We start from the raw sequence: 25208 nt of genomic DNA on the forward strand, positions 1-25208 counted from the left end.
AAGATACGCCCCGTATCCATGAATGGATACGGGGCGTTTGTCATTACCAGGCGTAAGCGCGCGGTGCATCTCCGCCAGGACCAGGGAATATTTCATCAATACGTTTCAGTGCAGATTCATCTAATGAGATTTCAACTGCGCGAAGCGAGCGCTCGAATTGATCCAGCGTGCGGACACCGATAATCGGAGCCGTTACTGCCGGATTTGCAAGCAGCCATGCGAGTGAAACCAGATCCTCAGGCTCGCCAAGCTCGTCACAAAATGCAGCATAGGCATCTAATTGATCACGATGCTGCTCCAAGCGTTTCGAATCTCCGCTGCGGCGGCCTCCGTCTTTACGACGATGATTGCCTGCAAGCAAGCCGCCGTCAAGCGGACTCCACGGAATAACGCCAAGTCCTAATTCCTTCGAAGCTGGCAATACTTCCAGTTCCGGCAAACGGCATAACAAATTATATTTGTGCTGCTCAGATACAAGACCGATCGATCCTCTTGCCTTCGCTTCGCCTTGCGCAACTGCAATATCCCAGCCGGCAAAATTACTTGAGCCTATGTAGCCAACCTTGCCTTGGTTTACTGCTGTTTCGAATGCTCCCCAAAGCTCATTCCAATTTGCACTGCGATCCACATGATGCATTTGGTACAGCTCGATATGATCCGTTTGAAGACGCTTAAGCGAACCTTCCAAATGTCTGCGAATTTTATATGCGGATAGTCCCGCTTCACGGTTCGGACCGTCATGATTATCATGCATGTCGCCGTATACTTTTGTAGCCAGCACCGTACGTTCACGGCGTCCGTCGCCCTGCTTGAACCATTTTCCGATAATTTCTTCTGTACGGCCTGCGTTCTCGCCCCAACCGTAAATGTTAGCGGTATCGATAAAATTAATGCCTGCATCTAGAGCTGCGTCTAATATACGAAATGATTCCTTCTCGTCCGTGTCCACGCCAAAATTCATTGTGCCCAGACATAAACGGCTTACTCGAAGTCCAGATCTTCCTAGTTTCGTGTATTGCACTCTAATCATCGCTCCTTCAATTTTGAAATAGGATGGATTGCGTATTCATTATACTAAAAATACACAAAGTAACCAAACGCCGTTCACAATCGCATAACAAATGTTCGTTACACTAACGGCAGGAGGTGTGTCTATGATACGTTTCGAGGAAAAACCGCAGCCGAAATTGTTAATTTTGTACGCTTCATATGGAGAAGGCCATCTTCAGGTTGCTCGCGCGATTAAGAGCGCTTGGGAGGAGCATGGCAATTATCGTACGGTAATGGTCGATCTCATGGCAGAATCTCACCCTTGGATAAATGAGTTTGCTAAGCGCTTTTACTTAAAGAGCTATACGCATATGCCCTCGCTATATGGCTGGGTGTATGATTTTACAAGGCTAATGAAGCATGATTCATTATTTGGCGGGCTTCTTCATTCCTTTGGTACAGAAAAAATTAGGCGTATTCTTGCAGTCGAGCAGCCAGATATCGTCGTGCATACTTTCCCCAGCTTTGCTCTGCCGAAGCTTAAGAAACGTAAAAGCGTTCATCCTCCCTCCTATGCTGTCATTACCGATTTTGATCTTCACAGGCGCTGGGTTCATCCAAGCGTCGACCGCTATTATGTCGCTACAGAGGATCTCCGATTAGAGCTTTCATCGCTGGGAATACCGGAGAGGGCAATTCAAGTGAGCGGCATTCCGCTCAAACGCGGATTCCGTGCAACAGCCGCCTCAAGCGAGCTCTACGAGAGATATAAACTAAATCCTAATCAACCTATCGTCCTAATCATGGCGGGAGCGCAGGGCGTTTTGCCTGATGTATCGCAAATTTGCAGCAGCTTGCTGCAAAACGCTGAGGTTCAGGTCGCGCTGGTATGCGGACATAATCTTTTTATGAAAAATATTATTGAGCAACAATTTCAAGCACATGAAGGAGCTTCTCGCCTGCAGGTGTACGGGTTTATTGAGTCTATTCATGAGCTTATGGCTATATCTAATTGTCTCATCACTAAGCCAGGTGGCGTTACATTATCAGAAGCGATCGCTGCCGAGCTGCCCATATTCATCTACAAGCCAGTTCCTGGACAAGAAAAACAAAATGCATTGTATCTTAAGTCCAAAGGCGCAGCCGTCGTTGCCTATGAGGTGAATGAGCTGACGGAACAAATTTTGAAACTCGTTCATGATCCATTACGTCTTACTAATAGCAGACAATCCACTAAACAGCTTCAAGCCTCACAAACCGCAGCCGACAGCATTGTTTTGGATATTTTATCCAACTTGCGTATAATGGAGAAAGCAATCACTTTATAATGGATAAGGGGCTTGCCCGTGATTACAAATCAGAAAAGTTGGTTTGGAGCGGAGATGCGACTTATCTCCGTTATTTTGTTTGTTGTGGAGTTTGTAAGAGGTGCTGTTCTTGTTAGTTTGCTGCCTATTTTTGGGGCAAAAACATTAGGCCTATCACCTGATGTTATCGGCGCTGCGATTTCAGCTCATTATTTAACCGATACGCTGCTCAAAATGGCTATTGGCTACTTGCTCGATCGTTTCTCAACTCGTATCGTCGTTCAAGCAGGTTTAATTATTTCGCTGATCGGCATATATTTGCTGCAATTCTCCGAGCTGCCATGGATGTTCATTGGTGCAGCCGCACTATATGGCATCGGAATGTCACCGATCTGGATCGTATGTTTGACGAAAGTAACTGAGCAGCAGCGTGCAACCCAAATGGGAACGCTCTACACCATTTGGATGGTGGGACTAGGAAGCGGTCCGATCGTATGTAATATTCTGCTCGATTTCAGCGTATCTTTTACGTACAAGCTGCTTGTCAGCATGTCTGTGGCTGCATGCGTATTAACGCTTTTCATGAGCAAAGAAAGGGCTGCTGCATCAAACCGTATGCCATTTCGAACGCAGCTCGTCATTTTGAAGGAACGACTCGGCCATATGAAGATGCTGCTGCCGGGGATGATTTTGCAGACGACAGGCGCAAGCATGCTCATTCCCATTTTACCAAGCTTCGCAAATCAGGAGCTGGGTATCTCAGGCACGCAATACTCCATTCTTTTAACGGCCGGAGGACTTTTTGCTGCAGGTGGACTCATCCCCATGGGGAAACTTGCCGATAAGCTGGTTAATAAAAAATGGTTTCTCGTGACTGGATTTGGAGCGTTTGCATTTGGTTTATATATGCTGGCATCAGGACTTTCGTTCTGGTATTGTTTACTAATAGCGGCTGCTCTTGGATTATCCTATTCAGCTATTTTGCCTGTTTGGAATGCGCTGCTCGCTGCCTATGTTCCACCTAATCAAGAAGGGCTTGGCTGGGGCGTATTATCCACTTTTGAAGGAATAGGCGTTATGATCGGTCCAGCTGCGGGCGGCTTAATCGCGGCTTGGAACGGAGAAGCATCCGTTTTTTGGACAAGCGCAATCCTCTTTGGATTGATCGGTTTATTTTATTTATGGTTCCCATTTCCGGCATTCGCTACAAATGAAAAAGCTACAAACAAGTAGAACGGGGTTAGATCTATGGATGATTGGCGCAACTGGCTTGAATACTTAAAACACTTGGATCTCGATTCAATCCAATGGACATTGGAAAGCTATTCGCAATGGGGGCCTTTTCCCGGCATTTTGCTTCCCATGCTTGAATCGTTTCTCCCTTTCCTCCCATTAATTCTTATCATTGCGGCTAATGCCAACATTTACGGCCTCGGCTTTGGATTTCTTTTTTCATGGATCGGTGTAAGCGCTGGTGCCTTCTGCGTATTTTGGATCAGCCGAAAGCTCGGACGCAATGTAAAAGGGAAACTAGAGCGAAGATTTCCCAAGTCGCAGCGGTTCTTCAATTGGGTTGAACGCCGCGGCTTCACGCCGCTATTCCTGCTGGCTTGCTTCCCTTTTACACCTTCAGTTGTCATAACTGTCGTATCCGGACTTAGCAAGGTGCCATTTCCTACTTTTATGCTCGCTACACTGCTTGGGAAGGCAGTTATGATATTTTGCATTTCCTTGATTAGCTTCGATATTGGCAATTTAGTCAATGAGCCTTGGCGTATATTCGTCTCGATTACTGCTGTTCTGGTCATGTGGTTCGGGGGCAAACGTCTCGAATCCCGCTATCAGCTGAATGGGTGAGGTGATGGAGTATGTTTTCATGGACCATCTTGGCTAGTTTGCCTGTACAAGCGCCTCTCCCTCTCCTCACATGGTTTGATGTTGGGGCTACGACGATCGTGCTGGTCATTGCATTTGCTCTGCTCGCTGGCATGTTTATGTTCATTCGAATTGTTACAGATGACTCAGATAAATTTAAGAACATGAAAGAGATGGTGGAGACGATCTTCGGAACGCCTGCCCATCTCCGTCCGAATCCCGAACAATCCTCCGCCATTAAAGAAGGCAAAGGCGAGCTCATACATGATGCCGCAGCTGCTAAAGCACCATTTTCCGAACCATGTCCCGCTTGCGATGAGATCGTCACTGAACGTGATTCGGTTTGCCCCTCATGCGGACTCCAGTTATTATAGATTGCTCCTGTTCTTCCACCTTGTACTCATACATTTCATCCTTTTGTGGCACACTGTTGAGGATCTTCTTCTGAAGATAAAGAAAATAAAAAAACGATGAGATTCTCGAGGAGGGTGACCACATGTCAGGCAAACAGCCATCCGATCAACAGAAGGCAGCAAGCAAGGCGCAATCCCGAGCAGACCGCAATCTAGCCAGCAAATCGTCAGCGAGCGAACTGCAGTCAGATGCCGATCGTTCAGCTGTGCCGAAGCACGGATTATAAGGACAGGAAGGTTGGTTGACACCATATGAGCAATGATAATAACCATAATGAGATGAATCCCCTATCTGGTGAGCCTGTTGAAGTAAAAGGCACCTACCGCAATGAATGGGGACGTGAAGAGCAGCTCGAACGCGGAGATGTATTCCCAGCAGATCCGATGCTTGGATCAACCGAGTGGCAGCTCGTTGAGCTCTTCTTCAATAATCATCATGAGGGGCATACTGATCCGAGGCTGGTGCCGCACGATGATGATAATAACCCAGAGGCTCATATGCAGCATCCAAGGCGTCATGAAGGCAGCAACAAAACTGACGATGATCAGTAAACATTGAGCATGCTGTAATATAAGCAGAAAAACAGCAGGCAAGAACGCTCGTAAGCGGCGTTCTGACCTGCTGTTTTTGTTTTATTTGCTAAACTAATCAGCTAAATCCGTTCATGATGACTTTGGTCCATTCTCGGCCTCTTCAGCACAGCGCTTCGCGTTTTCCTCGCGCTGCGTCACTTGATCGAGCAGCTTCTCCAGTCGCCGCAAATGGTAGGCATATTCGAACAATGCCGAAGCGACAAAGACGAGACGCTTATGCTCGTCCGGATCTTCCAAAATGTATGCTGTCAATTCCTTCACAAACCGCGCTTCTCGTTCTTCCTCAGGCTCAATCAGCGCATTAGGCTTCATTTTCCCTTCAGCTTTCAACAAGATGTGCTCGTGATACTTCGATAAATCCTCAATTTGCCGATCGAAGCGAAGCGCCCACTCACTAGCACTTTGGGAGGAAAAGTAATGCTCCTCCACCACATCGAGCAGATCAGCCCCTTTTTGCAGAGACTTAATCATTTGTTTCGATACAAGCAGCTGACGGGCATGGCTCGTCTTCGTCTTCGCAAGCACTTTGCGCTCCTCTTCGAAAACGGTGTGGCGTTCCTCCAGCTTGTGCAGCGTATCGTGAAGCTTGTCCTTCTCTTGGCGGAAAACCTGCTCCTTCATCTCATTCGAAATGGCTGTGCGAAGCAGCAGAGAAAGCTGTGAATAGGCATGATGAACCTGTTCGGTAAATTGCTTCCTTGGCCGTGGAGGGAATACGAGCACGTTAACCGCAAATGATGCTCCAATACCCGTTAGCACCATTAAAAATCTTCCAATTGCCACGTCCCAGCCTTGTCCATTCGCTTCCATAATGGCAACGACCGTAACCAGTGTCAAACTAATCGTGCTCTCCATCTTCAAGCGAATACTAATGAGAATGACAAGGATACATACAAGACCTGCCGCAATCGGCGTATGACCGAATAACCGAACGGCTACAATCGCCATTACAGCACCCAGCAGATTCGTTTGCACTTGATCCGCTACACGCTGCCATGAGCGGTAAATAGAAGGCTGAATCGTAAATATAGCTGCCACGGCAGCAATAAGCGGGGAAGCGAAGCCGAACAAGCTGCTCAAGTAAATAGCTAAGGCAACAGCCATCCCCGTTTTTAAAACCCTTGCACCAATCGTCATGTTGATTCTGCCTCCGTCACCAGAAGTTCGGCTGAAGCCACCTCTCTTCCATTTACCCAAAGCGTTACAAGATGAAGCCCGCTATAATGCTTGCGCGTCGTTAAATCAGCAAAACGATGAGTGCGAACACTTGAAGCTGAAGCTCCTCCGGCATACTCGCGATCCGATAGCAGGAAACGTTTCAATGAAGTTTTCCCTCCAGACTTCACGAATGCAATTCCATATTCGATACGCAGCTTGGCCGGCTCACCCTCACGCAGCTGTACGCGATATCGTATAGATACCTCACCACCAATAGCAACTGTCTCTGGATCTACCTCGATTGCAGCAAAAGCAACAAGCGGGTGTTCCTCTTCTTCTGCAGACGCGTGCTTCGCGTACCCAAACAATTCCATGATCTGCGGGCTTGATTGCTTAATCAGCGTACGGCAGCCATGACGAATGATCCAATCCGTCTTCGCATCATTGCCGATCCAAGCCTGCGCAAGCGAAATGACAAGCTCGGGATGATCTTTCGCAATATCATTCAAGTTGTTAGCTACGCTCTTGCGCACATAAAGTGAATCATCACATTTGAGCTTCTCCAAAATCGGAACAATCGGCGATGGATCTCGCTTAAAGAGCGGCAGCGCCTGCGCCCATGGCAGGCGTGGTCTTATGCCTTCGCTCGCAAGCCGCCTTACGTGCTCATTCGGATGATCTGCCCATATAAGCATTTGCTTAGCCATACGCTGTGGATCGGCAAGAATGAAAGCTCTTATTGCAAATTCTGAGGTCGAATATTTCGTAAAGCGCTCCAGCGCGTCCAAAGACAGCTCCCAGTTTTGCGGCTCCAGTCCGAACACCTCGACGAAGTCCGGAAATATGATAAAAGGCAGCCCTGTGCATTTTTCATCTATTTGATATAAAACAGCCAGCGCTTCATCATATGCCTGCGGTAATGTAGCACCCAGCGCTTCTGTAATTTTTCGAGTTCGAGCCTTTAACTCTAATTGCTCCCAGTCACCATCCCTTACACGCTCTGCGAAAAGAACGGCGTCAAAAGGACTCCATGCTGACTTCAGCAAACCCGCAAATTTCTCCAAAAATAATCCATCGTACATAGCCTTAAGCGGTTCTGCCAAATTAATCCCCTCCTCCAGTTATTATACCGAAAAAACCGATTCGATCACTACTTGCATCCGTTATTCATTTATAACTGCGCTGCAAGCAGCAAAAAAGCTCCGAAACGCCCCTGCAGGAGCGCTCCCGAGCTTGTTTTATTTATAAAACTTAAATATAGCGCGCTATGATTCCAGACAACTGCTGCGCAATTGCGTTCGGCCCTGCTGACAGCTGCTCATTCGTGAAGCGAGCCCGAACAAATGTCTCATCCATATCCATAGCCTCTGCAAAAAAGGATGATAACCCGCGTGCGCGCCGGTCGATTTGGAGCACCAGCTCAAGCTCGCGATCCGATGGATAGAACATCACTTCCAGCTCGTCAAGCTGGCCTCGAAACTGCGAGGTCGGCACAAATTCCAGCTCTTGAATAAATGGCATTTTGCCGCCAAGACGGGAAGAGTACTCGCATTCTGCCTTGCGCAAACGGAAGCCGAGCACATTCAGCGCCTCCAGCACCGTGTTCATGGCGTGTGTCGGAACCACTTCGATTCGGTCATTATCACCAGGATCGACGCCTCCGCGAACGTCTAATTCCGTCTTCACCCATACTGGCGCGCGGCCAATTGTAAGCGGTGTTTGATGGGGCAGCTGAAAGGAGAACGGCACCTCGCGACTTTCATTTGCCTGCAATGTGAAGGGAGCGCTCACGTGATATCGTCCCACCACTCCCTGCTGCGTTATTTTACTGTCATTGCTCTCACGTATATATTCTGTCATGACCGATAGCTGTATCGTTTCAATTCGCTGCTCTACGTTTCCGCCTTGCATTTTGACGATACCTCGAACCTCTTCACCTGGTGCATAACGTGCTTTTTCTAATAGTGTATCAATCTTTGCTGAGCCAATACCGATGCTTGCCAAAAAACGATTAAACATCAAACCGACCTCCACTCAAATTATCATCATTCCGAACTGCATAACCGTATTACGATGTCTTGAAAATTAAGTTTCAAATTCAAAAAGTCATCCTTCGGCGCGTGATAAAAAGTTAATGATGAATGGCGTGAACCCGTCTCTAATGGTCTGAATCATCTGATTGGCCTAGCTCGCTCAGCTTCTGATCCATCGGCAAATTCGGCTGCTCCATATACGGCAATTGGATGATGAAGGTCGTCCCGACTCCTAGCTTGCTTTCGGCCGTAATTTGTCCCTGATGATTATTAATAATTTTGAAAGTGACCATTAATCCAAGTCCTGTCCCTTTATCCTTTGTTGTATAAAAAGGTTGACCAATCTTCGACAGCTGCTCCGCAGGCATGCCTGATCCTTCATCTTTAATGCGTATCATTACTCCGCGATCAGGATCAAGGGACATATTAATCATGACGATGCCACCATTATGCATCGCTTCTATCGCATTTTTAAGCACGTTAATAAACGCTTGCTTTAATTGATTCTCAACACCGTATACCCACAATGGGCGATAGTCAGAATGGAATTCAATGATCACATTGTGCAAAATAGCTTGTGTCTCCAGTAAATTAACCGTGTCCGCCATTAATTGACGGCAATCTTTATGCACAAATTCATAAACCTGTGGCTTGGAGAGCATAAGTAGTTCGCTGACGATTGACTCGATACGGATGAGCTCTGTTTTCATAATATCGTAAAAATGGCTGATATTGCCCCGGCCCGATGAAAGCAGCTGCATAAACCCTTTTAACGAGGTAAGCGGATTTCGAATTTCATGTGCAATGCCCGCCGCTAATTGACCTGCGACATAAAGCTTCTCAGAATTAATGAGCAGCTCCTCATTCTTCTTCCTCTCAGAAATATCCCGAATAATGACTTGTTCAATTTGTTTACCCGAGAAGGTAGAGCTCACCCGTACCATTTCTGTATGAAGCAGCGTCCCTTGCATGGACATCCATTGCAGCTCGATTGGCTTATTGGGCGCATCATCTCCTGCTTGGCCTGCCGTGAGCCATGCTTCCAGTTCATTATGATAGGGTTCAGCCAATAAATTATAAACATTTGAACCGATTATTTTATCCGCTGAATGCACTTCGAATAAACGCAAGCCAGCACGGTTCATAAATTCCCATTTGCCGTCGCTTATTAAAGCTATTGTATCTATGGAGTTCTCCACTAGAAGTTTATAACGCTCATTCATTTGAGTATATTTGTTGGATGCAAACCAGGTGGTAAGACTGAAGCTGAGGATAAATAAAGTAGATAAACCAAGTAAAGATGCAAGAATCAACAAATATTGGTTTAGAAGATCTGTAGAAAAAACATCGCTATAATCAATCTGCAGCGCGTGCATGCCAACTTGATGAACGACTATATTAGACAATCCGAGTGAAAAGCAGCTTTTTATCTTATACCCTGACCCCTTTGTTTCCAGCCAATAAAAAGCCAAATATGCGCCAATAAAGTTGACTCCAAAGGAGATCCAATACAGCGGCCAGTCCATTTTTAGTATAACGACCGATTCGGAAAGCATCGACAAGTAATGAAGCATCGTAGCTCCCAGAGCCATTAATAGGGCTCCAACTACGAAGCGTACCGATGAGAGGTTTTTCTTTTGCATAACAACTAATGAGACATAAATGATAATGACACATGCGAATACTATAGGGAGCATGCTCCAATTCATGACCAATCTATAGTGGGATGCAAGCAACAAAACAACATGCATCGTCCATTGGCCAAGTCCAAATACGGCAGCGCCGCCAATGATCCAATTGAAGCCGTGTGTATGTTCATTTTGCAGAGGCTTTTCAATCATTTTCAGCATCGTATAGGAGGCAAAACACATGATGAAGAGTGATAATACTAAATAGAATCCATTTCCATGTATAACGAGGTCGCTCATAGAACTCCTTAAATAACCATTAATTTGCTTTCAAATAGTAAAATTCGACAATATCCTTTAAAAACCTCTCTTTGTCCCGGCAATATTTCAATTTTTTGTAAGAAATCGAGCGTGAGTTTCTCTTCTGCTCATCTTCGGCTATTATGTTAGAATGACCTTAGTAGAAACAGGCGATAATAGTCTAATAGGATTGCTAGATTTGATCATTTCGCTTCGTAATAGCACGAGGCTTGAATCAGACATTATTACCGCTTCTTAAAATGTGTAGGAGGAAAAGCAATGAAAATCATTAAAGAGTTTAAAGAGTTTGCAATGAGAGGCAATGTCATCGATTTAGCGGTCGGGGTCATTATCGGAGGAGCTTTTGGTAAAATCGTAACTTCTCTGGTTAACGATGTGATTATGCCGCCGATCGGTGTGGTTTTGGGAGGCGTCGATTTTAAGGATTTAAAAATCCCGCTTTATAGCAAAGAACACGCCGCCAGTGTCACCGCAAGCAACGGAGGCAAAATTGATGAAACCTTGCTGCCTACCATTAATTATGGCCAATTCATAAACGTAATGCTGGACTTTATTATCGTTGCATTCTGTATCTTTCTGCTTGTAAAAGTAATCAACGTGCTTCGCCGCAATGAGAAGAAGGAAGCTCCACCTGTTGAAGTGACAGAGAAGGATTGCCCTTACTGCTTGTCCAAAATACCTGTGAAGGCTACGCGCTGCAAGCACTGCACATCCCAGCTAGAGGCTGCTGCACATGGCTGATGAGCTCTTTGACATTTATGACGAGCAGCTTCAGCCGCTGGGCACAGCAACACGCGCAGAGACGCATGCGAAAGGTTATTGGCACCGCAGCTTCCATTGCTGGCTGACGCGCCGTGAAGGAAACCGCAGGTTCGTGCGGTTTCAGCTGCGTCAGGCAGGCAAGGATACCAATCCGGGCTGCTACGATATCACGGCGGCCGGTCATTTGAGTGCGGGCGAAACTATTCGCGAGGCCATTCGTGAGCTTGAGGAAGAACTAGGGGTTTCCGCCTCATTTGAACAGCTCATACCACTCGGGCAAATCAGGGAAAATATTAGCGGTGAAGTAAATGGAAAACCCTTTATCGACCGTGAGGTCAGTGACGTTTTTGGCCTTGTGTGCGAGCTGCCTTTGACAGAACTTCTGCTGCAGCCTGAAGAAGTGGCCGGCGTTTATGAGGCTGATCTAGATGAGCTGATTGCATTGTTTGAAGGATCTTTATCTGCGGTTTCTGCGTCAGGTGTTGAGCTCGGAGATCAGAACGAGCAGCTGACGATTGTCCAGCGCTCCGTTTCGGCGAAGCAATTCGTGCCTCGCGAGTTTTCTTATTATACGAGCGTACTTCAGGCTCTGCGCGGTTGTACTTAAGGGATGCCTTGCTTTTGCTAGCTGGATCGCGAACGCCCATTGTTCGCTCCCAATTGCTATACCACTGGTCAATTAAGCCATGGATATTATAAAATTCAGTATGGCGCGGCGCTAGGTCAAAATCATTCAGCTCGGGCTGATTGTACAACCTCGCCGCCATTTCATGAAAACACCCGTGAAGATTGTACTCAATAAAGCTGCCCAGCTGATCGGCTGTAGCGAATGAACGCGGATTGTTCTGTACTCGCTGCTCTGCGCCTGGATTAAAGCAGGAGGAACGCCTGATCTCCTCAGGCACTTGGTTCCAGCCAGCAATCCAGCTGCGGTCATAGCCCATCGAATCATGCCAGCTGTATACCCTATTAATAAAATCTCGATGAAATCGCAGAAACCGATCGCCATAACCCGGCGGCGGTATCGTTCCTGGAACCAAATGATTCGTATGATGCCATACGCGGTGCTCATCCAACAATGCTTGCGGAAAATTAGGTATTCGCGGCATCCTCTTTCCCTCCAAACTTATACATGATTCTCGTCTCTCACTCCTATAACGTATGCAGCCCATACAACTCCTGTGATATGCCTCCTTTTTAAATAACAAAAAGGACTGCCAACATAGAATATTGACAGCCCTTCTTATTAAATAGAAATTACCAGAATTGACGACGGCATTCATCTACTTCTCTTTTGACGCAAATATCAAATGAGACGGTTACATCTTGATTTCTTCCGAACGCACAGAAAATTCTTACACAGTCCTTGTCGCGCGTGCAGAAGAAGTTTACTACACGGCAATGGCAATCGATTAAGCTTTGAACGGCTCTTGCATCACGACATCGTATCGCTCTCACAAGTTTTGCAGCAGTGCGCTCATCTTTCAACTGTTTAAAAATATCACTTAACTCAGCTCCTGCTTCTTGCATCGCTTCAACTGCCGGGTCTTCTCTGCGGCCGCAGCTTTTTTGCTCCACTGGGCTTATGCACTCAGAAGAGATCCGAGCTCGGCTATTTGTTTTACTTGTTTTACGAGCCGCTTTCACATTGCTAACTTTCAGTATTGATTTAGCAGACATATTACTCCACCTCCCTCTCGAACATACTCTATTCTATGTAAATTTAAGAGAGTTGCATGGACGAGTATCGCCCTCCATGTGTTGAATTTAACCTTCCATTTTTGTATGACCCGCTCGCTTCCTGCATACCTATATGACATACCATACGAATGGAGGTCTTTGGCTTGGCAGAAAATATGATGAGCATGGGCAACATCGGCAATATGGGCAATGTGCCAAACCCCGGCAACATGGGGAGCATGAGCAATATGCCGAACGCTGGGAACGCGGGCAGCATGCCTAACATGAACACCATGAGCAGTATGCCGAATGCGGGGAATGTGGGCAGCATGTCCAATATGAGCAACATGAGCAATATGCCAAACGCAGGCAATATGGGCAGCATGTCCAATATGAGCAACATGGGCAATATGCCGAAAGCAGGCAATATGGGCAGCATGCCCAATATGAGCAACATGGGCAATATGCCAAACGTCGGCAGTATGGGCGGCATGCCCAATATGAGCAACATGGGCAATATGCCAAACGTCGGCAGTATGGGTAGTATGGGTGGCATGCCTAATATGAGCAACATGCAAAACGCAGGCATGGGCGGCATGCCTAATATGAGCAACATGGCAGGCATGGAGAAACCCGCTCCAGTGATCTATGAAGCCGAAGCGCAGCACACGGCAATGGTGATGGAGGTACGCGATAGGATTATGAATATGTGCGGCGGTCATATGCATAAATACGTTTGCGTCCAGACCATCGATGGACATGTATTTGAAGGCAAACTTATGCATATTGATCACTGCATTCTTTATTTGCAATGTACGATGCGAGACCCGCGCGCTTTCATGAACCCGTACAATGCGGTGCTGCCACTCGTTCTGTATGAGCTTCTTGTCATCACACTGCTCTAAGTATTAAGTTAGGCTTTGATACATTCGACAAAAGCATGTCCCTTTTGACATCGACGGTCTATGACTGCGAAAGCTGTCATACATATGCATAGAATGAAACGTCGATGAAATGAGGGGAGTAAACTCATGATTGAACGGATAAATCGGCTTCAGATAGAACTCCCGCCATCACCTTACGCGGATGCGAACGCCGCGGCAGCGGTGCAGGAGCTGCTTGGAGGAAAATTTGGTGAAATGTCCACCTTAAACAACTACATGTATCAGTCCTTTAATTTCCGTGAGAAAAAGAAGCTTAAACCGTTCTACGACCTCGTATCCAGCATAACAGCAGAGGAATTTGGCCATGTGGAGCTTGTTTCGACAGCTATTAATATGGTATTAACAGGGACAACAAGTCCCGGTGATCCTAATTCTGCTCCACTAAAGGAAGGCGTAAATAAGCGCAACAGCTATTTTTTTATACAAACCGGTCAAACCTCGCTGCCAGGTGATTCGATGGGACGCGCATGGACTGGTGATAATGTATTTAGCAGCGGCAATCTCGTGCTTGATCTGCTGCATAATTTCTTCTTGGAGTGCGGAGCACGAACGCATAAAATGCGAGTATTTGAGATGACGGATCACCCTACAGCAAGGGCAATGATTGGCTATTTACTCGTTCGCGGCGGCGTCCATGTACTTGCCTATGCCAAAGCGCTCGAAATCGCAACGGGTGTTGATGTGAAGAAGCTTATCCCTATTCCCGACCTTAGCAACAACAGCTTCGAAACGGCTCGAAAATACGAAGCAATGGGGCTTGGCAACAAGCTGTACACATTCAGCCAGAACGACTACAAGGATATTGTCCTCATTTGGAATGGACAAAATCCGCTTACCGGCGCTGAGCTTGAGGTCATTCAAGGCGCACCGCAAGGCGCACCTATGCCTGATTTGAGCGAGCTTCCAGAAGAGTTTGCGCCAGGCATCTCGCAAGAGGATTTTATTGAAATTGCCCGTCGGCTGCAGAAAAACGCCGGACTATAATCATGTCATGATTCAAGGAAGACCTCCTCATGCGCGCAAAGCGGCTTGGAGGTCTTCCTGCTCCTATTCCCTCGTTTTCCTATGCTATACTAAACAAAAGGCGAGGGAACGAAGGTGATTGCGATTCAAGTTTTGGCTATGCTTACTATGCTTATTGATCATATTGGTTTGTTGTGGTTCCCTGAGAACGTCATTTGGAGAATCATTGGACGGCTGGCTCTCCCCTTCTATGCGCTCGCGATAGTTCTCGGTTATTACCGAACGAGCAATCTGGATCGTTATCTGAAACGGGTAGCATGGATCGCGCTTTTATCGCAGCTGCCTTATCAATTTGCTTTTTACCGGCTTGAAGTCAATACGGTAGGCACTTTATTCGTCTGCCTGCTGCTTCTGCGCCTTCTAGACAAATGGAACGGAAAGCCGCTTCTGCAAGTTCTGCTTTGCCTTTCACTCGCTGGACTTCTCGAGTTTATGCCCTTCAGCTATGGCGCATATGCTGCACTGCTCGTACTCATTTATCGTTATGCTCAAAATCAATCCTTTGTTGTGTTTCACTTCTCCTTGGAAGTGGTAAGCATCTTTATAAAGGAATGGTTCATACAGCCCTTTAGCATATTTGCTACTATTCTTATGGTCTATGTGCCTGATTTCATGCGCAGCCTCGAAACCATCAAAGTACCGCGCTTCGTTTGGCGCAGCTTTTATCCGCTTCATATGACGCTCATCGCAATCGTTTATTATGCAACCAGCAGCGAAAGCTTTAAGGAAATATTTCGCAAGCTATCATTCAGTTGATCATTCCGCCAGTTTTTCTATGGCTTTCATACATGAGATTGCAGCTGCTACACCTCTTAAGCATGTGCAGTAATTGTCGAACATGTTAGAAAAGTGTAAATAAAGTAAACAAAATTCTGACCACATATTCATAAGGGGCTAAAATATTTACGTTAGAATGGAGGAAATTGATCGGAGGTGTTATAGGAAATGATGAAAATCGTTACCTTTAAAAGTCGTTCTGTCCCAGTCTATTACCCTAATGAACAATCCGCATCCATAGATCTGCTTCATCATAAATTGTACGAACTAGAACTCGATTTTGACTTCCGCAAAAAGTGGAGAAGAATCAAATCTGTTGAAATGGTGCGTGATGTCGCTATTTTCCAGTATAACGACGGCACAAAGCTCTACCTTGAAGTATGTTAGATAACTCGTAAAGAAAGACCTGCAGGCAAAGTGCCCGTCAGGTCTTTTTGTGCTTTCATCACCCCCATTCACCTACAAAAAATGCCCCAACAGCATATCGCTGCTAGGGCATTATTCATTCTCCTTTAAGCTAAACCTTAAATTTCATAATTTCCTTCTGCAAATGCTCTGCCATATTGGCAAGCATAGCTGATGCCGCTGCAATTTCTTCCATCGAGGCCGTCTGCTGCTGCGCCGCTGCAGCTACAGATTGCGTACCAGAAGCCCCTTCAACCGCGATATCAACGACCTCTTTAATGGTCAGCATCACTTGCTCTGTACCTGCTGCAATGCCATTTGCTGCTTGCGAAACCTCATCAATTTGCTCAGCAACCTGCATAACCTCATCCCGTATAGAGCCAAACATGCGGCCTGCTCCTTCAACTGCTTGGATGCCGCCGGATACGACAGTGCCCGCATCATTCATCGCCAGCACCACACGTTCCGTCTCCGTGCCAACAGCCATAACAATTTTCGTAATATGATCGCTTGATTCCTTCGTTTGCTCTGCCAGCTTGCGAACCTCGCCAGCTACAACCGCGAAGCCTTTGCCGTGCTCGCCAGCCCTTGCCGCTTCTATAGAAGCGTTCAGTGCAAGCAGATTCGTCTGAGCAGAAATGTCTGATATAACCTGCACCATTCTAACGATTTCCGTGGATCGATTCCCAAGTCCTTGTACGGCTGCAGCCAAACTATTAAAAGATAGCTGTATCGATTCCATTTGAACAACTGCCTGCTGCAGCGTCTCGTTTCCTTCTGTTGCCTGGCGGGAAGTTTTTTTGGCTGCATGTGACGCTTGCTCCGTGCTGACCGCAATTTGCTGAACGCTTGCCGACATTTCATGTATAACCTGAAAACTCTGCTCAGCACTAGCCGATTGCTTCTCAGCCCCATCTGCTACCTTCTGAATCGTATATGCGATATGTTCGCTTGCATGGCTGGTTTGCTCTCCGCTAGCCATAAGCTCCTCCGAGGAAGCAGCTACCTGATCCACGCTGCTCCCCACCTCGTGCACAAGCGTTTTAAGCTGCTTTACCATTTCATTAAAGCTTACAGCAAGTACGCCTGTCTCATCTCGGTAATGGCAAATAATTGGTTCTATTTGAAGATTACCTTTTGCAACCTCCATCGAAAGCGCAGAAACCTGCTTGATTGGCCGTGTCATGCGGATCGTAAAGAGTATTGTTGCTGCCATACCGACCGCTATCGTAATTAATAAGGTAACGATTGTAACCGTCACAATCTGTTCAGCACCCTTATTAAAATCCTGCATATATGTACCCGAGGCAATAATCCAGCCCCAGTGAGGGTCCTTCTCTAGGTAAGTAATTTTCGACGCCAGTTCATTCTCTGTACCCGGAAGCGCCCAAGTATAATAAACAAAACCGCCACCCGACTCCGCTTTCTTCATGAAGGCATCCGAAACAGGGAGACCCCATTCAGAATCGAGCACTGGTTCTCCATCGCTGTACTTAAGTCCAGCAAGACTGCTGCCCTCCATCGTGGGATGGGCAATCGTGAGTGAGTCTTTGTCTAATGCAAAAACATAACCGTTTTCGCCGAGATCAATGCTTTTATTGATAGGCCGTTTGCCTGCCTCATTCTTTGGTCCAAGCATAGAGACTTTGACGAACTCCTCTGCTTTGGCGCGGTCAATCGCTCCTGCTTTCACCTGTGTGTCGAGCAATGCAATTAAACCGATGGTGCTTTTAACGCTATTTTGAAGCAGCTTCTCGCCGCCGTTGTCCAGTTCGCTAACAGCAGTATTGTAACTTAAAGTACTAACTAGAATGCTAGGAATTAAAAGAAGCGACAAGCATAACGCCATTAGCTTTATACGAATCGTAGGTTTGATCGATCGAAGATTTTTTACCTTGTTCAATAGACTCACTTTACAGTTCTCCTTTAGTCATCTTCTTTGCTGTGTATTCCGAACATCGTATCATGGATATATCAAGCACGTCAGGTTCCTGTGGTTTGCCCAGAAGGAATCCCTGTACATAATTGCAACCCCATTCGCCTAATAATTCGTATTGTTCCTTGTACTCTACACCCTTGGCAATCACTTCAAGACCAAGCTTATGAACGAGATTAATGATGCCTTCAACGATAATGCGATCCGCGCTTTGCAGATCAATGTTTCTAATGAATGACTTATCGATCTTAAGGCAATGAATCGGCAATTGATTCAAGTTGGTGAGGGAAGAGAAGCCTGTTCCAAAATCGTCTAGTATGATTCGAACGCCAGCTGCTCGAAACCAGCTAAGTGTAGATATGGCTGTAGTTGAAGTATGAAGCATACAGCTTTCCGTTATTTCAAGCTCAAATGAGGAAGGCGCAAGCTCATACTCCTTTAACACATGCAGCACCGTTTGTGAAAAGGTAGGATCTTGCAGCTGAAGAGAAGATATATTAATTGACATGTTAAGACTATTCAAACCATATTTGCTCATGTTCGCGAGCGTTTTGCACGATTCTCTAAGCACCCATTCTCCAATAGGTGCAATGAGACCGCTATGCTCTGCTATAGGTATAAATTCTGTAGGTGAAATATCGCCAAGCTCAGGATGCTGCCAGCGCAGCAGCGCTTCAAATCCTCTAAGCTTGCCGTCCTCCATGCGATAGATTGGTTGATAGCTGAGGTGAAATTGCTGTAAATATAATGCCGGTCTTAATGCCGCTTCGATAGCGATGCGTCGGTTAAGCTTATTCGTATCTTCCAAATTATAAAATCTTGCTCGATTGCCGCCCTGCTCTTTTGATTGGTATAGGGCAGACTCCGCTCGGCATATGAGCTGTTCGCTTGTTCGTCCATCCTTCGGGTATAACGTTGCCCCAATACTCGAGGTCATATATAGCTCCGCTCCGTTAATATCGATGGGACGCTCAATTGCATTTTTGATAGCCTCCACAGCTTGCATGCTTTGACATTCATCATGTTCTACAGGCATAGCTACCATAAATCTGTTTCCACCAACTCTACTCACCGTTGTAGCAGCCTTTCTAGCTTCAGCCAGACGCTGCCCCATCATGAGGAGTACATGGTTGCCAAACTCTGTTCCTTTGGTTTCGTTTAAGCGATAAAATTTATCCAAATCCACCAACGCCACCACCATCCGCTTGCCTGCTGCACGTACGACATTTACGGCCAATTCCAGCTGTGCAAAAGCCTCCTTGCGACAAGGCAAACCGGTCAACGCATCCATGTTGTTCGACCACCATCCATTTCCATTTCAGTTGTATAAAGTTATTTTGTCATAAAACTATTAGAAAAATTAATGATCGATATTTAGAACTATGTTAGATATCTTAATACCCATTCATTTAACCTTACAATTAGGCCAAAGGTAGCGATTTTTCGCACCAATTGTTAGCAAAAAAAAAGAACCACTCCGCTACAATGGAGTGATTCTTATTAAAATCTGTATTCAGCTTTGATTCTTGCTCGTATGCTGAGCGGTATACTTATAGCCGAATCCCCAAACCGTTCGAATGAGCCGCGGTTCCTTCGGGTTCTGTTCAATCTTCTTGCGAAGGTTGACGATATGTACGTCTATGGCACGGTCTGTTACGAAGGAATCAAAGCCGCGGATCGTATTTATAAGTTCTTCCCTGCTAAACACCTTGCCCGGATGTGCAAGAAATAATTTCATCAGCTCATATTCCGAGAAGGTTGTTTCAACTAACTTCCCGCGAACCAGCAATAGGCGTCTCTCAAAATCAAGCTGAATGAGCTCCCCCTCTTCGGTCGCTTCCACTGCTGCTGAAACCTGCTGCGCTGTCTCTGTCTGCATCGTATTCGATCGACGAATTAACGCCTCTACCCTAGCTGTCATTTCGTGCATGCTGAATGGTTTGCACATGTAATCATCCGCTCCAGCTTTTAAAGCCTGAACTCTTTCTGACACTTCACTCTTCATGGATAGAATCATAATCGGTACGTTAGAGCGCTTTCTAATTAGCGCACACACTTCCATTCCGTCCAGATCGGGCAAGATTAAATCAAGCAGCACCAAGTCCGGATTAAACTCTGATGCGAGTCTTAATCCGTCATCTGCTCTATAAGCTTGCATGACAGAATAGCCTTCCTCGGATAAATACATAGACAGCATATCACTCATCATGACGTCATCTTCAATAACTAAAACCTTATACATTGTCGTCACCCTTTTTGAGGATTGAAGATTTCTGTCGAATATTTTTTGTATCTCTACTATACCTTAACGTTATTAAAGGAACAACAAGTTGTTAGAAATTTGTTAGGTTTTATTGTCGAATACATCTTTCGCTTTCCGAAGCCCATCCAAAAGCCGCTTTAACGTCACCTCTAACTGAATAATAGCTTTTTGCAAATTGTCCGATTCAAGCTCCGGCAGCTTCACGATTCGCTCAACCTCACAAGCCGCCTCTAACAATTCGTAGGCGGATAAATAACCGGCAGCCCCCTTAAGTGTGTGAGCCATTCGTTTGACAATTGTTAGCTCCGATTGCTTAATCATCATTCGCAGCTGGTCTGCAAATGAATCGTAATCAAGCATAAATTGCTCCATCATATGCAGCAAGATCGGCAGTTTTCCATTCACTCTTGCCAGTGCGCTTTCAACGTCCATGCCGTCAATAGACGGCAAACTATCTATATTTGCTGGTTCTAATGCACGTGAACGATCATTTAGCCCAGATTTGACGACCGGCTGAATAGTCGAACCGCTGATTTCCTTCAACCAATAGGAAATGACATTATGAATTCGCTCGGAGGAAATAGGCTTCGTTACCACATCGTTCATCCCCAGCTTCAAATAACGCTCGTGATCATTGCGAAGCACGTTTGCCGTCACGGCAATAATCGGAATATGATCATATTTAGCTTGTGTGCGAATGATGCGAACTGCTTCCGATCCATCCATTATCGGCATATGAATATCCATTAATATAAGATCCCAGCGCTCTTCGCCCAGCTTAATCAGCACTTCCTCGCCATTCTCAGCTAAGCCGACCTCGTAGCCCCGCTCCTTCAAAATTTCGATTGCAACCAGCTGATTAATTTTATTGTCCTCTGCTAACAAAATCCGCGTATTTGTCACATTTTGCTGAATCGTGGCTACTGACTCGATTTCTTGTTCCTTCCCATCCGTGCCTTTATGATCGAGAACACTTTCAATTGCACGAAGCATAGCCGTCCTCATGATAGGCTTAATCAACAATGTTACCGGTCTTTGCTCAGCAGGAAGCTGCATCATTTCGTCGCGTCCATAAGAGGTCGTCATAGCAATGGTTTTGACACCAGCTAGTTCCGCATCACGATGGAATTCAAGCCAGGTTTCTGCACCGTACATATCCGGCATCTCCATATCAAGCACGATAAGCTTCGGCAGAGCGCCAGCTCCAATGCGGCGCAGGCGATCCCTAGCCATTTTCCAAGAGTGAAATGGAATAGGCGTCAAGCCAAACGATTCGACAATATCGCTCCAGTGCTCCCGCATCTCGTCATCATCCTCTACGATCCACACGGGCTGCTCCAATAAATCCTGATGAACCTGCAAACGCGGTTCTGTATACTTATGAATAATAGTGAATGGCAGCGTAAAGTAAAACTCGCTTCCAACAAGCGCTTTGCTGGTAACCTTCAGCTTGCCTCCCATTAATTCAACAAATGATTTGGATATGACAAGTCCAAGTCCCGTTCCACCAAACTTCCGTGTTGTTGATCCATCCGCTTGCGTAAACGGTTTAAAGAGCTTCTGGACCTGCGCCTCGCTCATCCCAATCCCCGTATCCGAGATGATAAACTTCACGTCTACCCCTTTATCCGTCTGCTCCACTATCTCCAGCTTCAGCCTTACTTTTCCTCTATTCGTGAATTTGATCGCATTCATGCACAAATTGAGCAGCACCTGCTCAAGACGCAGCGCATCGCCAATAATCGTTTGAGGCAATTCCTCTGGCGTATCAATAATGAATTCAAACTGCTCTTTACCGCCCATAAATACGCTTAATTGATCAGTGATCCGGTGCATCAGCTCCTCAGGCTGGAACGGCTGACGTTCGATGTCGACCTTGCCTGCTTCAATTTTGGAGAAATCCAAAATATCATTAATAATTCGCAGCAGCGTCTCCGAGGAGGTATTCATCTTGTCCATATAATCCTTCTGTGACGAAGAAAGCCCTGTCTTGCGCATTAATTGCGTCAAGCCGATAATGCCATTAAGCGGCGTGCGTATCTCATGGCTCATGAGCGCCAGGAATCGACTCTTCGCTTGATTCGCTTCCTCCGCTTCGAGTGTGGCGCGAACAAGCTTCTCCTGCACCATCTTCTGCTCCGAAATATCTCTTGCTATACAAGAGAAAAACAGCTCACCCGTATCTTCATCCTTATGCGGCACGATGACCATGGAAACGTACAGCGGCTCGCCATTTTGCTTCATCAACTGCGCGTCGCTTTCCCAGTAACCAAACTCTTTGGCGAGCGCTGCTCCTCTCACAAGCTCCGAATACATTTCTGGATGAGAATATTCCTCTACCATATGCACCTGATCCGCATTGCTTTGCAAGCCCAGCATTTCTCTGCCTGCCCCATTCATATAGACGAGCTTGCCTCTTGAGCTGACTGATGCTATTAAATCCTTGGCTGATTCAACGATGTCGAGCAAACGGTTGCGTGCTTTCTCTACATGCTTGCGGTCGGATATATCGAGCACCATGCCTACAACACCAGAGAACCGTCCATTGCGGTCACGCAAACCATTCGAGCTGTGCAGCGTTGGAATTCTTGTTCCGTTTTTATGAATAAAGGTCCATTCCCTCTCATAGGAGAAGCTCGTGCTGCGGAGCTCCTTGAATACTTCAAGACCAGGCTGAACCGTTCTGCCAAGCTGTTCGGTAAGCTTCTCAGCTTCCAAGCGAACCTCATCTAGATCCATGAACAACAGCGGTGTTGCGCTCCCAGCCAGCTCCGAAGTCTTGTAGCCCAGCATCTCTTCAGCTGTTTTATTCAGATAGGTGACCTTATACTGATCGTCAAGCACGATAAATGCATATTGATTTTGATTAATAATTGCTTCAAGGCGATCGAACATTTCTTGCAAATGCTCCATCATGCCGTTCACAGAATGACCAAGCTGACCGATCTCGTCATACGGCTCAACTTCAAGATGCTCAGCCTCGAAGCTCCCCGCTGCAGCCTGCTCCGTCACGCCCAAAATACGTTCTAACCGCTTCACAATACGTTCGAAGTAGAGAAAGAAGAAGATAACAATGATCACTTCCGAGACAGCAATTGTCGTGAAAATACGCCAAAAGATCGGCTTTACCTCTTCTTCCAGCTTGGACATTGGCTCTTGCAATGCAAAACGCCATGGCGTTTCACTCACCTTCGTATGAAATACCGCGTACGCTCTTCCCGCTATGTTAATTTCCGAAACACCCTCATAGGAGCCAAGCATCTTCTCGGCAATCGGAGACAAGGAAGACTTCTCATGAAATAAGCCCTTGCTAATGATCTCTTGGTTATCAGAGCTATAGATGATGCCGCCTTCATCATTGAACAAGCGTATAATCGTTTGATCGCCTGTAAATTCAATGAATGGCCGAAGTGTCGTCATGACAATAGAGGCATACACAACTCCTTTGAGTTCATTCGTAGCCCCATATACAGGTACAACAATAAATGATTGCGTAGCATCAGAAAAAGAAGGCTTAAAAGGGTCCGTAATGACCACTTTGCCTGTAATCGACTCCTGAAAAAATGACTCCATACTCATGTCTCGTCTAATACCATCGGTACGCAGGCTTATGCCTGATTCATCTATATACCCAATCGAGTGATAGATAAAGCCCCCGCGAACGAGCTCACGTCCAAAATAATGAAGACGCTCCTCATCTGTGCCAAAACGGACAACCTCTGTTCGACTCATCACAATAACCTCCGCCTTGCGGATAGCCATCCATGACGCCAATTCGTTTGCACGTTTGTTTTGCATACTGCTTGTTTTCTCGATTTCGGATTTGAGCATTGCATCCTTGACCGCAGAATAGTTGCCTATTCCAGCAATCAACAGCGGAAAAAAAGAAATGAGAACAATCAGGATCAAACCTTTTGTACGCAACGACATTTTTTTCAAACCACTTCCACCTTTCGCTACGCATGAGCCAAATCTGCCTGACTTTGACACTATTATATCTCTTTCAACTATTATTTGGATAATAAAAAAACGCTAGAGCCTGCATCCCGCAACACTGCGGTTAGCTGCTCTAGCGTCTCATTATCATTTATACTAAGCTATTCGGCTGCAAGCACCGATTCAATACGGCTAAGCTCCTCGTCGCTGAAATCAAGGCGGCGTAGTGCAGCAACATTATCATCAATTTGTTCAACACGACTTGCTCCGATCAAAGCCGAAGTTACTCTTCCGCCTCGGAGTACCCAGGCAAGAGACATTTGGGCAAGCGATTGTCCACGATGCTGTGCAATCTCATTCAACTGCTTAATTTTATTCAATGTGCTGTCTGTAATATGATCTGCCTTCAGAAACACACTTGGTCCTCCAGCGCGTGAATCGGCAGGAACACCGTTCAAATAACGATTCGTCAGCAAGCCTCCAGCAAGCGGAGAAAATACGATCGAGCCAATGCCTTCTTCGTCTAAAACATCCTGCAAGCCGTTCTCGATCCAGCGATTGAACATCGAATAGGATGGCTGATGAATAAGGAAAGGCGTACCTAGATCCTTCAGAATAGCGGCCGCTTCAGCTGTTTGCTCTGGATTGTAATTCGAAACGCCGACATACAGCGCTTTTCCTTGACGCACAATATGATCAAGAGCCCCCATTGTTTCTTCAAGCGGTGTATCAGGGTCTGGACGATGGTGATAAAAAATATCGACATAATCAAGGTTCATCCGCTTCAAGCTCTGATCCAAGCTGGAAACCAAATATTTGCGTGAGCCCCATTCGCCATAAGGGCCTTCCCACATATAGTAGCCAGCTTTGGTTGATATAATAAGCTCATCACGATATGCTGCAAAATCTTGTTTAAGTATTTGGCCAAACATTTCTTCTGCTGAGCCAGCAGGAGGTCCATAGTTATTCGCAAGATCGAAGTGCGTAATGCCTAAATCAAATGCACGGCGTACCATGGCACGCCCATTCTCATGACGGTCAATGCCGCCGAAATTATGCCACAAGCCTAAGGAAATTGCCGGCAGCTTTAAGCCGCTTCGTCCGACACGGTTATACTTCATGCTCTCATACCGATTATTAGCCGCTAAATAAGTCATGTTCAA

At 46.2% G+C, this 25208-nt stretch carries 24 protein-coding genes; 12 read left to right on the forward strand and 12 right to left on the reverse strand.

The genetic code is table 11. The annotated features are described in order from the left end of the window. Positions 1-43: 43 nt before the first annotated feature. Positions 44-1021, reverse strand: a complete 978-nt coding sequence (locus AC1DM9_RS14470) for an aldo/keto reductase (RefSeq protein WP_430055576.1) — start codon at positions 1019-1021, stop codon at positions 44-46. Between the two features lie 133 nt (positions 1022-1154). Between AC1DM9_RS14470 and AC1DM9_RS14475 the strand changes: the two genes are divergently transcribed. The 6 genes from AC1DM9_RS14475 to AC1DM9_RS14500 all read left to right on the forward strand — a co-directional run bounded on the left by AC1DM9_RS14475 (position 1155) and on the right by AC1DM9_RS14500 (position 5137). Continuing rightward, complete coding sequence (locus AC1DM9_RS14475; RefSeq protein WP_477510914.1) at positions 1155-2318, forward strand: MGDG synthase family glycosyltransferase; 1164 nt, start codon at positions 1155-1157, stop codon at positions 2316-2318. A gap of 18 nt (positions 2319-2336) precedes the next feature. Beyond that, positions 2337-3530: an MFS transporter gene (locus tag AC1DM9_RS14480; protein ID WP_477580632.1), complete on the forward strand. Its 1194-nt coding sequence runs from the start codon at positions 2337-2339 to the stop codon at positions 3528-3530. A 15-nt stretch (positions 3531-3545) separates the two neighbouring features. Then, positions 3546-4154, forward strand: coding sequence for a TVP38/TMEM64 family protein (locus AC1DM9_RS14485; RefSeq protein WP_076268400.1), 609 nt, complete (start codon positions 3546-3548; stop codon positions 4152-4154). Positions 4155-4165: 11 nt separating this feature from the next. Then, complete coding sequence (locus AC1DM9_RS14490) at positions 4166-4546, forward strand: zinc ribbon domain-containing protein (RefSeq protein WP_477580634.1); 381 nt, start codon at positions 4166-4168, stop codon at positions 4544-4546. A 122-nt stretch (positions 4547-4668) separates the two neighbouring features. Further along, positions 4669-4812 (forward strand): hypothetical protein, encoded by a 144-nt coding sequence (locus AC1DM9_RS14495; protein ID WP_179089810.1) that lies wholly within the window; start codon positions 4669-4671, stop codon positions 4810-4812. 25 nt (positions 4813-4837) lie between these two features. Continuing rightward, on the forward strand, positions 4838-5137 hold the full coding sequence (locus AC1DM9_RS14500; RefSeq protein ID WP_076268402.1) for a transposase: 300 nt from the start codon (positions 4838-4840) through the stop codon (positions 5135-5137). A gap of 111 nt (positions 5138-5248) precedes the next feature. Here AC1DM9_RS14500 and AC1DM9_RS14505 read toward each other — a convergent pair whose 3' ends face one another. The 4 genes from AC1DM9_RS14505 to AC1DM9_RS14520 all read right to left on the reverse strand — a co-directional run bounded on the left by AC1DM9_RS14505 (position 5249) and on the right by AC1DM9_RS14520 (position 10220). Then, positions 5249-6316, reverse strand: a complete 1068-nt coding sequence (locus tag AC1DM9_RS14505; protein ID WP_441877878.1) for an FUSC family protein — start codon at positions 6314-6316, stop codon at positions 5249-5251. Next, positions 6313-7440, reverse strand: coding sequence for a DNA alkylation repair protein (locus AC1DM9_RS14510; protein WP_477548994.1), 1128 nt, complete (start codon positions 7438-7440; stop codon positions 6313-6315). The genes AC1DM9_RS14505 and AC1DM9_RS14510 overlap by 4 nt, the downstream gene beginning before the upstream one ends. A gap of 148 nt (positions 7441-7588) precedes the next feature. Next, positions 7589-8356: a sporulation protein gene (locus AC1DM9_RS14515; protein ID WP_339206505.1), complete on the reverse strand. Its 768-nt coding sequence runs from the start codon at positions 8354-8356 to the stop codon at positions 7589-7591. A 139-nt stretch (positions 8357-8495) separates the two neighbouring features. Beyond that, entirely contained in the window at positions 8496-10220 is a 1725-nt protein-coding gene (locus tag AC1DM9_RS14520; RefSeq protein ID WP_477580636.1) for an ATP-binding protein, read from the reverse strand. 357 nt (positions 10221-10577) lie between these two features. Between AC1DM9_RS14520 and mscL the strand changes: the two genes are divergently transcribed. Further along, positions 10578-11060 carry a large-conductance mechanosensitive channel protein MscL gene (gene mscL, locus AC1DM9_RS14525; RefSeq protein ID WP_339206503.1) on the forward strand — a complete coding sequence of 161 codons (483 nt, stop codon included), beginning with the start codon at positions 10578-10580 and terminating at the stop codon, positions 11058-11060. Further along, positions 11053-11688 carry an NUDIX hydrolase gene (locus tag AC1DM9_RS14530; RefSeq protein WP_477580638.1) on the forward strand — a complete coding sequence of 212 codons (636 nt, stop codon included), beginning with the start codon at positions 11053-11055 and terminating at the stop codon, positions 11686-11688. Before mscL ends, AC1DM9_RS14530 begins: the two co-directional genes overlap by 8 nt. Before the next feature lie 126 nt (positions 11689-11814). On the opposite strand, the gene AC1DM9_RS14535 is transcribed toward AC1DM9_RS14530, so the two are convergent. Both AC1DM9_RS14535 and AC1DM9_RS14540 read right to left on the reverse strand, forming a co-directional pair. Continuing rightward, entirely contained in the window at positions 11815-12153 is a 339-nt protein-coding gene (locus AC1DM9_RS14535) for a hypothetical protein (RefSeq protein ID WP_441877870.1), read from the reverse strand. 185 nt (positions 12154-12338) lie between these two features. Next, on the reverse strand, positions 12339-12761 hold the full coding sequence (locus AC1DM9_RS14540) for a hypothetical protein (RefSeq protein WP_441877868.1): 423 nt from the start codon (positions 12759-12761) through the stop codon (positions 12339-12341). 164 nt (positions 12762-12925) lie between these two features. On the opposite strand from AC1DM9_RS14540, the gene AC1DM9_RS14545 reads away from it, so the two are divergent. The 4 genes from AC1DM9_RS14545 to AC1DM9_RS14560 all read left to right on the forward strand — a co-directional run bounded on the left by AC1DM9_RS14545 (position 12926) and on the right by AC1DM9_RS14560 (position 15892). Continuing rightward, the gene (locus tag AC1DM9_RS14545; RefSeq protein ID WP_477580640.1) at positions 12926-13666 is read left to right on the forward strand and encodes a hypothetical protein; all 741 of its coding nucleotides are present in this window, start codon (positions 12926-12928) and stop codon (positions 13664-13666) included. A 126-nt stretch (positions 13667-13792) separates the two neighbouring features. Next, on the forward strand, positions 13793-14689 hold the full coding sequence (locus AC1DM9_RS14550) for a manganese catalase family protein (protein WP_441877864.1): 897 nt from the start codon (positions 13793-13795) through the stop codon (positions 14687-14689). Positions 14690-14803: 114 nt separating this feature from the next. Continuing rightward, complete coding sequence (locus AC1DM9_RS14555) at positions 14804-15484, forward strand: TraX family protein (protein WP_441877862.1); 681 nt, start codon at positions 14804-14806, stop codon at positions 15482-15484. 189 nt (positions 15485-15673) lie between these two features. After that, positions 15674-15892 carry a hypothetical protein gene (locus AC1DM9_RS14560; RefSeq protein WP_076268411.1) on the forward strand — a complete coding sequence of 73 codons (219 nt, stop codon included), beginning with the start codon at positions 15674-15676 and terminating at the stop codon, positions 15890-15892. Between the two features lie 130 nt (positions 15893-16022). Here AC1DM9_RS14560 and AC1DM9_RS14565 read toward each other — a convergent pair whose 3' ends face one another. The 5 genes from AC1DM9_RS14565 to mgrA form a co-directional block, all read right to left on the reverse strand. Continuing rightward, positions 16023-17822 carry a methyl-accepting chemotaxis protein gene (locus tag AC1DM9_RS14565; protein ID WP_441877860.1) on the reverse strand — a complete coding sequence of 600 codons (1800 nt, stop codon included), beginning with the start codon at positions 17820-17822 and terminating at the stop codon, positions 16023-16025. 1 nt (position 17823) lies between these two features. Further along, positions 17824-19137 (reverse strand): putative bifunctional diguanylate cyclase/phosphodiesterase, encoded by a 1314-nt coding sequence (locus AC1DM9_RS14570; protein WP_477580643.1) that lies wholly within the window; start codon positions 19135-19137, stop codon positions 17824-17826. A gap of 222 nt (positions 19138-19359) precedes the next feature. Continuing rightward, positions 19360-20088 carry a response regulator transcription factor gene (locus AC1DM9_RS14575; protein WP_076268413.1) on the reverse strand — a complete coding sequence of 243 codons (729 nt, stop codon included), beginning with the start codon at positions 20086-20088 and terminating at the stop codon, positions 19360-19362. Between the two features lie 102 nt (positions 20089-20190). Next, positions 20191-24039 carry a response regulator gene (locus AC1DM9_RS14580; protein ID WP_477580935.1) on the reverse strand — a complete coding sequence of 1283 codons (3849 nt, stop codon included), beginning with the start codon at positions 24037-24039 and terminating at the stop codon, positions 20191-20193. A 167-nt stretch (positions 24040-24206) separates the two neighbouring features. Then, a complete protein-coding gene (gene mgrA, locus AC1DM9_RS14585; protein WP_477580645.1) occupies positions 24207-25202 on the reverse strand; it encodes an L-glyceraldehyde 3-phosphate reductase in 996 nt (331 codons plus the stop codon). Between the last annotated feature and the right edge of the window lie 6 nt (positions 25203-25208).

This window comes from Paenibacillus sp. 01T431, from assembly GCF_056398625.1.

Bases quoted from the DNA above. Each gene is read 5' to 3' on its own strand.
- AC1DM9_RS14520 (WP_477580636.1), bottom strand. From the start codon at position 10,220: ATGCTGAAAATGATTGAAAAGCCTCTGCAAAATGAACATACACACGGC.
- AC1DM9_RS14485 (WP_076268400.1), top strand. From the start codon at position 3,546: ATGGATGATTGGCGCAACTGGCTTGAATACTTAAAACACTTGGATCTC.
- mgrA (WP_477580645.1), bottom strand. From the start codon at position 25,202: ATGACTTATTTAGCGGCTAATAATCGGTATGAGAGCATGAAGTATAAC.
- AC1DM9_RS14575 (WP_076268413.1), bottom strand. From the start codon at position 20,088: ATGTATAAGGTTTTAGTTATTGAAGATGACGTCATGATGAGTGATATG.
- AC1DM9_RS14515 (WP_339206505.1), bottom strand. From the start codon at position 8,356: ATGTTTAATCGTTTTTTGGCAAGCATCGGTATTGGCTCAGCAAAGATT.
- AC1DM9_RS14530 (WP_477580638.1), top strand. From the start codon at position 11,053: ATGGCTGATGAGCTCTTTGACATTTATGACGAGCAGCTTCAGCCGCTG.
- AC1DM9_RS14540 (WP_441877868.1), bottom strand. From the start codon at position 12,761: ATGTCTGCTAAATCAATACTGAAAGTTAGCAATGTGAAAGCGGCTCGT.
- AC1DM9_RS14570 (WP_477580643.1), bottom strand. From the start codon at position 19,137: ATGGATGCGTTGACCGGTTTGCCTTGTCGCAAGGAGGCTTTTGCACAG.
- AC1DM9_RS14505 (WP_441877878.1), bottom strand. From the start codon at position 6,316: ATGACGATTGGTGCAAGGGTTTTAAAAACGGGGATGGCTGTTGCCTTA.
- AC1DM9_RS14550 (WP_441877864.1), top strand. From the start codon at position 13,793: ATGATTGAACGGATAAATCGGCTTCAGATAGAACTCCCGCCATCACCT.
- mscL (WP_339206503.1), top strand. From the start codon at position 10,578: ATGAAAATCATTAAAGAGTTTAAAGAGTTTGCAATGAGAGGCAATGTC.
- AC1DM9_RS14490 (WP_477580634.1), top strand. From the start codon at position 4,166: ATGTTTTCATGGACCATCTTGGCTAGTTTGCCTGTACAAGCGCCTCTC.
- AC1DM9_RS14580 (WP_477580935.1), bottom strand. From the start codon at position 24,039: ATGTCGTTGCGTACAAAAGGTTTGATCCTGATTGTTCTCATTTCTTTT.
- AC1DM9_RS14560 (WP_076268411.1), top strand. From the start codon at position 15,674: ATGATGAAAATCGTTACCTTTAAAAGTCGTTCTGTCCCAGTCTATTAC.
- AC1DM9_RS14535 (WP_441877870.1), bottom strand. From the start codon at position 12,153: ATGAGCACCGCGTATGGCATCATACGAATCATTTGGTTCCAGGAACGA.
- AC1DM9_RS14500 (WP_076268402.1), top strand. From the start codon at position 4,838: ATGAGCAATGATAATAACCATAATGAGATGAATCCCCTATCTGGTGAG.
- AC1DM9_RS14475 (WP_477510914.1), top strand. From the start codon at position 1,155: ATGATACGTTTCGAGGAAAAACCGCAGCCGAAATTGTTAATTTTGTAC.
- AC1DM9_RS14495 (WP_179089810.1), top strand. From the start codon at position 4,669: ATGTCAGGCAAACAGCCATCCGATCAACAGAAGGCAGCAAGCAAGGCG.